This window comes from Hydrogenivirga sp. (assembly GCF_056450045.1).
The window spans coordinates 1-8,900 of record NZ_JBWONM010000074.1 but is presented as its reverse complement, the minus strand read 5'-3'; the positions used below and the strand labels follow the sequence as shown (position 1 = coordinate 8,900).

The following is an 8,900-nucleotide window of genomic DNA, read 5'->3' as shown; positions in this document are numbered from 1 at the left end:
GAAGGGAGGTTAAGAGGTACGTAGAGGCTGAGAACGAAGTTCAGCTTCTGTCCTTTCTTGACTTCCTCAATCTCACGCCGGTAAAGATATCCAAGAGACCCGATTTTATCGGAAGTCTGAGAAAGGGACTCCACCTCAGGAACATAAGGAGAAAGGACCTGATTGACCTCTTTGAGAACCTGCACCTCCTTGCCCAGTCGGGCGTGCCCCTCGAGGTTGGTATGTGGGACCTTGCGGAGGATATGGACAACCCCGCCATCAGGGATATGCTTGAGGACATAGCCTACAGGGTTCAGGCCGGGGAATCTATATCCTCAGCCATGGCGCGCTATGAGAGGGTCCTCGGACCAATAGCCGTTAACCTGATAAAGATAGGAGAGGAAACGGGCTCCCTTGATAGGATATTCAAGGACATATCCCAGCACTACGCAAGGATTGAGGACTTCGTCAGCAAGACAAAGCAGGCTCTCATATATCCAGCCTTCGCTCTGACAACCGTAACGATAGCTCTGATATTCTGGCTCGTTTACGTCCTTCCAAAGCTTGCAGAGCTCTTCAAGGGTCTCAACGTCCAGCTGCCCACCATAACCGTTGCGGTCCTGAGCATCTCCGAGTCTGTCAAAAACTACATCCTCCTCATTCTCATCTCCATAGCTCTCCTCGTGGTTCTCTTTACCGCCCTCAGGAGGAAGAATGAAAGGTTCAGGTACTTGACCGACAAGCTTGTACTCAGGCTACCCATAGTCGGACTCGTCCTTTACAACTTCAACTACGCCTTCTTCTCCGAGTACATGAGACTCATGGTGACCGCCGGCGTGAATCTATACGACACCTTCACCATACTGGGGGAGTCCTTCAACAACAGGGTCTTTAAGAGGGCTATGTTCTTCATGAGGGAGTTCATAGCTGGCGGAGGCTCCATAAGCGAGAGCATGAGGAGGACAAAGCTCTTCCCCTCCCTGATGGTGAGGATGGTATCGGTTGGAGAGGAGACCGGCGGGCTTGACGACCAGCTTGACTACTTATCCCGTTACTACTACAACAAGCTTGATTACATAACCCAGAACATAGCGAAGATAATAGAGCCCGTGGTGATAATAACGGTGGGGATATTCATGGCTATAATCATGGTCAGCCTGCTCCTGCCCATATACGACCTGATAAGCCAGATGGGAAGGAGATTTTAGATCTTGAGCCACCTTTTCTTGGCAAGGATGTCAAGGAAGACCTTTGCGTAGTAAACGTTTGAGAGAAAGCTCGCTATTGTTCCTATGGCCAAGGTGGTGGCAAAGCCCTTCACAGGTCCGCTCCCGAACTGAAATAGAATTAGGGAGGCGACGAGGAGGGTTATGTGGGTGTCCCAGACGGCACTCAGGGTTCTCCTGTATCCGAGCTCCACAGCCTTCCTGAGGGTGTTCCCGAGTCTGAGCTCCTCCTTGACCCTTTCAAAGATGAGGACGTTTGAGTCCACTGCAATTCCCATGTTAAGGATTATCCCCGCGATGCCGGGGAGGGTCAGGGTAGCTCCGAGACCTGCGAGACCAACCCACAGGAGGAGCCCGTTCAGAAGTATGGAGAAGGTGGCGGAAACCCCCGCGGTCCTGTACCTTGCAACGACTATCACTATCAGGAGGAGAAAGCCGATCACACCAGCCTCTATTCCCTGTTTTATGGCATCCCTTCCGAGGGAAGGACCTACGACCTTCTCCTGAAGTATCCTGACGCTCGTAGGGAGGGAGCCAGTTCTCAGTATGAGGGCGAGGTCTCTGACCTCTTCGGGGGTGAAGTTGCCCGTTATCTGCCCCCTGTCGGATATCCTGCTCCTTATCACGGGGGCGGAAACAACCTTATCCTCAAGGACTATGGCGAGCCTCTTGCCTATGTTCTTAGAGGTGAACTCTCCAAACTTTCCAGCAGCTTCGCTCTTTAGCTCAAAGCCTACAGCAGGCCGACCGAACTCATCCTTGCTTATGTAGGCGGTCTTCAGGTCCGAGCCCGAGACTATAGGGACCTTGTCAAGGAGGAACCACTCCCCGCCGCCTCTGGAAGGGAGTATCTCCCTGTCCTTGGTAAGCTTCTTCTCAAGCTCTTCCCTTGATGTGGAGCTGTCTATAACGAGCCTGAGCTCCAAGGAGGCTGTGCTCCCTATTATCCTCTTTGCCCTCTCTATGTCAAGGAAGCCCGGGAGTTCAACGAGTATCCTCTCCTTCCCGAGCCTGGTCACCACGGGCTGGGCAACTCCGAGGCTGTCTATCCTGCTCCTGAGAACCTCAATGGTCTGGTCTGCTATGTCCTTCTTGAGCCTGCTCAGATAGGTATCGGTGAAGGTCAGCAGGAGTATCCCCTCCTGCTTCTTCTGGACTTTGAGCTCGGGAGCCACTTTCTTTATTTCCTCAATTAGGCGGGGGAGCTCCTCCTCCTCAAGGTACTCAAGCTCAAGCCTGTCGGGATAAGCTGTTATGTCAAGTATCCTGTAGTTCTTCTCCCTCAGGGTCTTCTCTATTAGCCTCGCCGTCCTCTCGTACTCCTGCTCAACCGCCTTTTTGTAGTCCGGCTCAAGGACCATGGAGATACCGCCCTTTAGGTCAAGACCGAGGTTTACCGGTCTGTAGATGACCACTGCTATGGACAGGGCAACGAGCAGTGCGAGGGCTATCAGGTTGTAGGTTGTGTTCTTCACGGAGGACTATTCTAACCGCTGCGCTCCTTCCTGACAAGCTCCCTTATGAGGAGTCCGTGCTTCACGCCCCAATCGCCTATCCTGAGCCTCTCCTTGCCGAAGACCTCAAGGAGCTTTATAAACATCGCTATCCCCGAAACTATGACCTCAGCCCTCCTGTCCTCAATCTGCCTGTACCTTTTGCTCCTCTCCCTGTAAGGAAGGGAGACGAGGACCCTAAACCACCTCCTCAGAGCACCGATTGTGAGCTCTCTGCCGTGTATCTTTTCGGGCTCGTAGGGATAGACTCCGTACTCAAGGGCTGCGACCGTTGTTATTGTTCCCCCAAGACCGATGAGCTCGTCCACATCCCTTCGCAGGGACGAGAGCTCCTTCTCAAGGAAATTAAAGAGCCTCTCCACCTCATCTTCCGTTGGGGGGTCGTGCCTGAGGAACTCCTCCGTAAGGTTGACTATCCCCATAGGGAGGGATATCACCTCCTCGGGCTCCATGTTTGTGCCGAACACGAGCTCCGTTGAGCCTCCCCCCTGATCAACGACGAGGAAGTAGCCCTCAGGTCTCAGGGAATAGGCGGTTGCAAGGAAGGCGAGCCTTCCCTCCTCCTCGGGGGTTATTATCCTCACCTCTATGCCCGTTCTCTCCTTTACGAGGTTGAGGAATTCCTGAGAGTTCTCAGCCCTCCTGAGGGCTTCGGTCGCGACCGCAACCACCCTGTCCACACCGAGCCTCTCTATCTCCCTTTTGTACTCTTCAAGGACCCGCAGGGTCTCTTCAACTCTGTCCTCCTTCAGCCTCTTGCTCTCTTTCAGACCGCTCCCGAGGGAGGTTATGTAGCCCCTCTCAAGGAGGATACGAACTCCCTCTTCGCCCACATCCGCAACGGTGAGCCTTACTGAGTAAGAGCCTATGTCTATAGCCCCGACCCTCATGCCTTTCCTCTCTTTACGAAAGGATAACTCCGCAGAACCGCCCTGAGCCTCCTTCCTCTGACTTCAAGCTCCACCTCATTGCCCTCCCTTCTCTCACCGATCTCAACGAAGCACAGGGCTATTCCCTTCTTTAAGGTCGGTGAGTAAGTCCCGCTTGATACCGTGCCTATCTCCCTTCCCTCCTTGAGGATGGGGTAGCCCTCCCTCGGGACTCCCCTTTCCACCATCTCAAGCCCGAAGAGCTTTCTCCTCACCTCCCTTGAGAGCATAGCCTCCTTTCCAAGGAAGTCCTTGGAGGTGTCAACGAAGCGGTCTAAGTTTGCCTCAAAGGGGGTTATATCCTCTGAGATCTCGTGACCGTAGAGGGGGTAGCCAGCCTCTATTCTGAGAACGTCCCTCGCACCGAGCCCGCAGGGCTTTGCCTTCTCAAGGAGGGCTTCAAAGAGTTCTACACCTTCCTTCAGGGGGGCGTATATCTCAAAGCCGTCCTCCCCCGTGTATCCAGTCCTTGATACTATCGTCTCCCCGAAGGTTCTGAAGTGATAGTACCTGAGACCTTTGATGTCGTAAAACTCCGAGAGTATCCCCTCGCTGTCCCTTCCCTGAAGGGCTATCTGCACAGTTCCTTCGGAGATGTCCTCCACAGATATGTGCCTTCCGATCCATCCCTTTACCTTCTCCCTGTTGGCTGCGTTCACGCACAGGAAGAACTTATCCTCGGAGAGCATGTAGATCGTTATGTCATCCTTCACCCCTCCCCTCTCGTTCGTCAGGAGGTTGTACTGGACCCTTCCCGGGTAGAGCTTGGAGAGGTTGTTGGTCGTTAGCCTCTGAAGCACGCCGAAGGCGTCCTTACCAGATATGAGAAGCCTTCCCATGTGGGATATGTCAAAGACGCCTGCGGAACTCCGGACGGCGAGAGCTTCCTCCACGATGCTCGTGTACTGGAGGGGCATCTCCCAGCCGTGGAAGTTGGTAAGCCTCGCCCCGAGCCTTCGGTGGGTATCGTAGAGCGGTGTTCTCATGGGAGTATTTTAAAATCTTTTTCCTATGAAGAGAGAAGACATACCAAAGGTTATAGAGATCCTCCAGAGGCACTACGAAAGCTGGGAGGCTCCCGTTGTAACCCTCGTAGCCCAGCACACCCACGACCCCTTCAGGGTTCTCATCTGCGCCCTTCTTTCCACCAGGACGAGGGACGAGACCACAGCCCAGGTATGCAGGAGGCTCTTTAAAAAGGTGAAGAAACCGGAGGACATACTCAGGCTATCCCTCAGCGAGCTTGAGAGGCTCATCTACCCTGTGGGCTTTTACAGAAACAAGGCAAAGCACCTCAAGGAGCTGGCTAAGGTTCTCATTGAGAAATACGGCGGTAAGGTTCCAAGCAGTCGTGAGGAGCTACTTCAGCTACCGGGGGTAGGGAGGAAGGTGGCAAACCTCGTCCTTGCGGACGGCTTCGGGATACCCGCCATATGCGTTGATACCCACGTGCACAGGATAACGAACCGCTGGTGCCTTATAAAGACGAAGACCCCTGAGCAGACAGAGAGGGAGCTTGAGAGGATTCTGCCCAAAGATTACTGGATAGCAATAAACAGGCTTCTCGTAGCCTTCGGTCAGAGGATATGCACCCCCCAGAGACCCAAGTGCGGAGAGTGCCCCATAGAGAGGTACTGCGATAAGTGCTTTTAGCTGTGCTCACCTCCTATCTCAAAGTCTTCGGGTCTTATGTTCTCAAGCCACTCCCTGAGCCTCTGCTTCTCGTCCTCCTCTTCGGGTTCGGGAACCCTTGACTTTTCAAGAACCTCCTCCGCAACGAAGATAGGTGCTCCAAACCTGAGGGCAACGTTTATGGCGTCGCTCGGACGGGAGTCTATCACGAGGGTGTTGTTCCCCTGAACTATATGTATCTCCGCATAGTAGGTGCTGTCCTTGAGGTCGTTGATAACGACCCTCTCAACGTTTCCTCCCATCTCGGTTATTATCGTCTTGATGAGCTCGTAGGTCATGGGTCTTGGCGGCTGAACGTCCTGAAGCTTCATAGCTATTCCGTTAGCCTCAAAGGCTCCTATCCATATCGGGAGTATAACCTCTTCGTCCTCCTTTGCCTTCAGAACCACTATCGGCATCTGGGACACAGGGTCTAAGGTAACTCCGTGTACTACCATCTCTATCATTTCACCACCTCCAAAACTTCACACTCTAAGTTAAAGGGCGTTGCCCTCTTTACCTTCACCTTCACTATCTTCCCCAGAAGCCTCTCATCGCCCGGGAGGGTAGCCCACTTGTTGGTGGTGGTCCTACCTATGACGGTTCCGTCGCCTCTGGTCTCCTCAACGAGCACCTCCTGAACGCTTCCCTCGTATCTTCTCGCTATCCTGCCCATGATAGCCTTCTGAAGCTCCAAGAGCCTTCCCATCCTCTCGGTCTTCACATCATCGGGCACCTGTCCCTCCATATCGTAGGCTGGTGTTCCGGGTCTGGGGGAGAACTTGAAGGAGAAGACCTGCTCAAACTCAACCCGCCTCAGGACGTCAAGGGTGTGTTCAAAGTCCTCCTCGGTCTCTGTGGGAAAGCCGACTATCACGTCCGTTGAGAGGGCTATCCCGGGAATCCTCTCCTTTAACCTCTCTATCCTCTCAAGGTAAAAGTCCTTCGTGTACTTCCTGTCCATGAGGGAGAGTATCCTGTCGGAGCCCGCCTGGAAGGGAAGGTGGAGGGCGTTGCAGACCTGCGGAATCTGAGCCATGGCATCCACTGTATCGTCGGTCAGGTCTATAGGATGCCCTGTCGTGAAGCGAATCCTCTCAACCCCATCAACTTCAGCCACCCTGTAGAGTAGCTCCGAGAAGGGGAGGGGCTTTTCTAAGTCCTTACCCCAGGCTGTCACATTCTGACCGAGGAGATGAATCTCCCTCACCCCCTCTTCCGTTAACCTTCTTACCTCCGCAAGGATGCTATCAAGGGACCTTGAGCGCTCCCTTCCTCTCGTTCTGGGCACCACGCAGTAGGTGCAGTTCTTATCACAGCCCTTTATAACCGTAACGTAGGCACAGTAAGGGTTGTCCCTCTCGGTGGGGAAGTCCCAAACCCTGTCCTCATCCTCGGGAGGGGAGTCAAGTATGGCAACAGCCTTGTAGCCAGCCTGAGCCTGATTTATGAGCTCGGGGAGCTGGTGCATGTTGAAGGAGGAGAACATTATGTCAACCGCTGGAGCCTTCTGGACTAATTCCCAACCAGCCCTCTGGGCGAGACAGCCCGAGACCGCTATGAGGGCGTTTGGATTCTTTTCCTTTATCTTCTTATACTCCCCTATGTGGGAGAGCACCTTCTGGTCAGGCTTTTCCCTGATGGTGCAGGTGTTCAGAAGTATGAGGTCAGCCTCTTCCCAGCGATCCGTAGGTTCATATCCGAGGGTTCTCAGAATTCCCCTTATCCTCTCGGAGTCGTTGAAGTTCATCTGACAACCGAAGGTCTTTATAAAGTACTTTTTGCTCATAGTATATAATTTTGTGGCTCACCAAGAACTTAGGCAAGTTTTCTTGAGAGTGTTAAAATATCTCCCGTTCGGGAGATGAGACCCATAAACCGCAAGAAGAGCAAGGTGTTTTCCTTTCTAATAGGACTCATCTACGGCTACCGTACGGCGGACATGGACCTGAACGTTCTACCTCTCTCGGAGTTTGACCCCTCACGGCACGAGGGCTTTGAGCTCTACTTCCTTGACAAAGAGAGCGACCAGGTGAGCAAGAACGAGCCCATAGAGAGCCCCACCCACATAGTAGCCCTCCTTGAAGACTTTGAAGCCAAGAAGGTGAGGCTCTATATTTATAAGTCATGATTCACAAGGAGCTCTCCGAAGAAACCAAAAAGGACCTCAGGGACTACTTTGAGAACAGGGACTACATGGTTATAGCGGTCCCCAAGAGGGAGCCAGCCCGCCTCTACGTCGTTCGGGCTACCAAGGCTGTTGAGACCGCAAGGCGCATTCACGGTCTTTCCCCCGGTGCTACCGTGGCTCTGGGAAGGGCTCTCGTAGGTGCCCTCCTGCTTACGTCCCTCGTAAAGCACGCAACAGACCAGAAGGTTCTCCTGAAGATTGAGGGGAACGGTCCCATAGGAACTATAGTTGCTGAGGCGGACGGTAAGGGAAGGGTGCGTGGCTTTGTTGAAAACCCTTGGGTTGATACCCTGAAAAAGGAAGTTGGTGGCAGGAAGAAGTTTGATGTTGCTGGTATCGTTGGAAGGGAAGGGACCCTAACGGTGGTTAAGGAGCTCAGGATGGGTACACCTTACACGAGCATAGTTCCCCTCGTATCGGGCGAGATAGCCGAGGACCTTGCCTACTACTTTTCTCAGTCGGAGCAGATACCCTCTGCGGTCGGGATAGGCGTTCTCGTTGATGAGGACGGGAGCGTTAAGCAGGTTGGGGGGTTCCTCGTACAGACCCTTGGAGGGATAAGCGACAGGGTCGTTGATATCCTTGAGCACAGGGTAAAGAGCCTTCCTCCCGTAACGGAGCTCATGGAGAAAGGGAAGAGACCCGAGGATATAGCGGTAATGATATTCGGAGGCCTTGAGCCCCAGCTCATAGGTCTGAAAGAGGTTGAGTACTACTGCCCCTGTGATGAGGAGGTGGCAAGGTCAAGCCTTCTCCTTCTTACCGAGGATGAGCTTGAGGACCTTCTTTCGGATGGACCCGCTGAGGTGGTCTGTAAGTTCTGCGGAAGGGTTTACAGGTTCAGCAGGGAGGACATAGGAAAAAAGTGAGTTGAAAGGGGAAACTTCCAGACTATATTAATGAATAACCATTCAGAGGAGGCGGGTATGTGCTTGGCTATACCTTCAAAGGTCGTTGAGCTCCACGAGGATGGAACCGCCACCGTTGATACTATGGGGGTCAGGAGGAAGGTCTCCCTTGAACTAATGCCCGAGGAGGTCAAGGTTGGGGAGTACGTCCTCATACACGTTGGCTTCGCAATCCAGAAGCTGAACGAGGAGGAAGCTCTAAAGAGCCTTGAACTCTTTGAGGAGATAGTCAAGGAGCTTGAAGAGGAGATGGGGTAGGGGGGTTAGTGGGTTGGGAAATTAATAATAATGTATCGGGGGTATTGGAATTCCTTGTAGGGAAATTTTGGAAACCTCAAGCGAGCCACATATCCTCCTATTAGAAGACCCGAAGGGTAAGCCTGCAATAGTAGGCAAAGAGTTCCGCACTCCGCCGAGAGTATTAGAGATGTATCGTAAATACATTTTTACCACTTGCAAATGCTTGCATAGATTTATCTCCT

General features: G+C 53.0%; 10 protein-coding genes. 5 read left to right on the top strand and 5 right to left on the bottom strand.

Annotated elements, in window-relative coordinates:
- Positions 1 to 1,187: type II secretion system F family protein (locus AC1HCM_RS03100; protein WP_479460315.1), on the top strand; the 1,187-nt coding region annotated here is incomplete at its 5' end.
- Here AC1HCM_RS03100 and secD read toward each other — a convergent pair.
- The 3 genes from secD to gcvT are packed head-to-tail and all read right to left on the bottom strand — an operon-like array spanning position 1,184 to position 4,634.
- Entirely contained in the window at positions 1,184 to 2,680 is a 1,497-nt protein-coding gene (gene secD / locus AC1HCM_RS03095; RefSeq protein ID WP_479460314.1) for a protein translocase subunit SecD, read from the bottom strand. The two genes, AC1HCM_RS03100 and secD, sit on opposite strands and share 4 nt — an antisense overlap.
- 11 nt (positions 2,681 to 2,691) lie before the next feature.
- Positions 2,692 to 3,609, bottom strand: coding sequence for a Ppx/GppA phosphatase family protein (locus tag AC1HCM_RS03090; RefSeq protein WP_479460313.1), 918 nt, complete (start codon positions 3,607 to 3,609; stop codon positions 2,692 to 2,694).
- The gene (gene gcvT / locus AC1HCM_RS03085; protein WP_479460312.1) at positions 3,606 to 4,634 is read right to left on the bottom strand and encodes a glycine cleavage system aminomethyltransferase GcvT; all 1,029 of its coding nucleotides are present in this window, start codon (positions 4,632 to 4,634) and stop codon (positions 3,606 to 3,608) included. Before gcvT ends, AC1HCM_RS03090 begins: the two co-directional genes overlap by 4 nt.
- 25 nt (positions 4,635 to 4,659) lie before the next feature.
- On the opposite strand from gcvT, the gene AC1HCM_RS03080 reads away from it, so the two are divergent.
- Positions 4,660 to 5,301, top strand: coding sequence for an endonuclease III domain-containing protein (locus tag AC1HCM_RS03080; RefSeq protein ID WP_479460311.1), 642 nt, complete (start codon positions 4,660 to 4,662; stop codon positions 5,299 to 5,301).
- Here AC1HCM_RS03080 and AC1HCM_RS03075 read toward each other — a convergent pair.
- A complete protein-coding gene (locus AC1HCM_RS03075; protein WP_479460310.1) occupies positions 5,298 to 5,786 on the bottom strand; it encodes a bifunctional nuclease family protein in 489 nt (162 codons plus the stop codon). The two genes, AC1HCM_RS03080 and AC1HCM_RS03075, sit on opposite strands and share 4 nt — an antisense overlap.
- Complete coding sequence (miaB, locus tag AC1HCM_RS03070; RefSeq protein WP_479460309.1) at positions 5,783 to 7,108, bottom strand: tRNA (N6-isopentenyl adenosine(37)-C2)-methylthiotransferase MiaB; 1,326 nt, start codon at positions 7,106 to 7,108, stop codon at positions 5,783 to 5,785. Before miaB ends, AC1HCM_RS03075 begins: the two co-directional genes overlap by 4 nt.
- Positions 7,109 to 7,183: 75 nt before the next feature.
- Here miaB and AC1HCM_RS03065 point away from each other — a divergent pair, with 75 nt between their 5' ends.
- From AC1HCM_RS03065 to AC1HCM_RS03055, 3 genes are read left to right on the top strand one after another with little or no spacing between them, the layout of a single operon-like run.
- Positions 7,184 to 7,450, top strand: a complete 267-nt coding sequence (locus AC1HCM_RS03065) for a hypothetical protein (RefSeq protein WP_479460308.1) — start codon at positions 7,184 to 7,186, stop codon at positions 7,448 to 7,450.
- Complete coding sequence (hslO, locus tag AC1HCM_RS03060) at positions 7,447 to 8,379, top strand: Hsp33 family molecular chaperone HslO (protein ID WP_479460307.1); 933 nt, start codon at positions 7,447 to 7,449, stop codon at positions 8,377 to 8,379. Before AC1HCM_RS03065 ends, hslO begins: the two co-directional genes overlap by 4 nt.
- Positions 8,380 to 8,436: 57 nt before the next feature.
- Entirely contained in the window at positions 8,437 to 8,676 is a 240-nt protein-coding gene (locus AC1HCM_RS03055) for a HypC/HybG/HupF family hydrogenase formation chaperone (RefSeq protein WP_479460306.1), read from the top strand.
- The last annotated feature ends 224 nt before the right edge of the window (positions 8,677 to 8,900 follow it).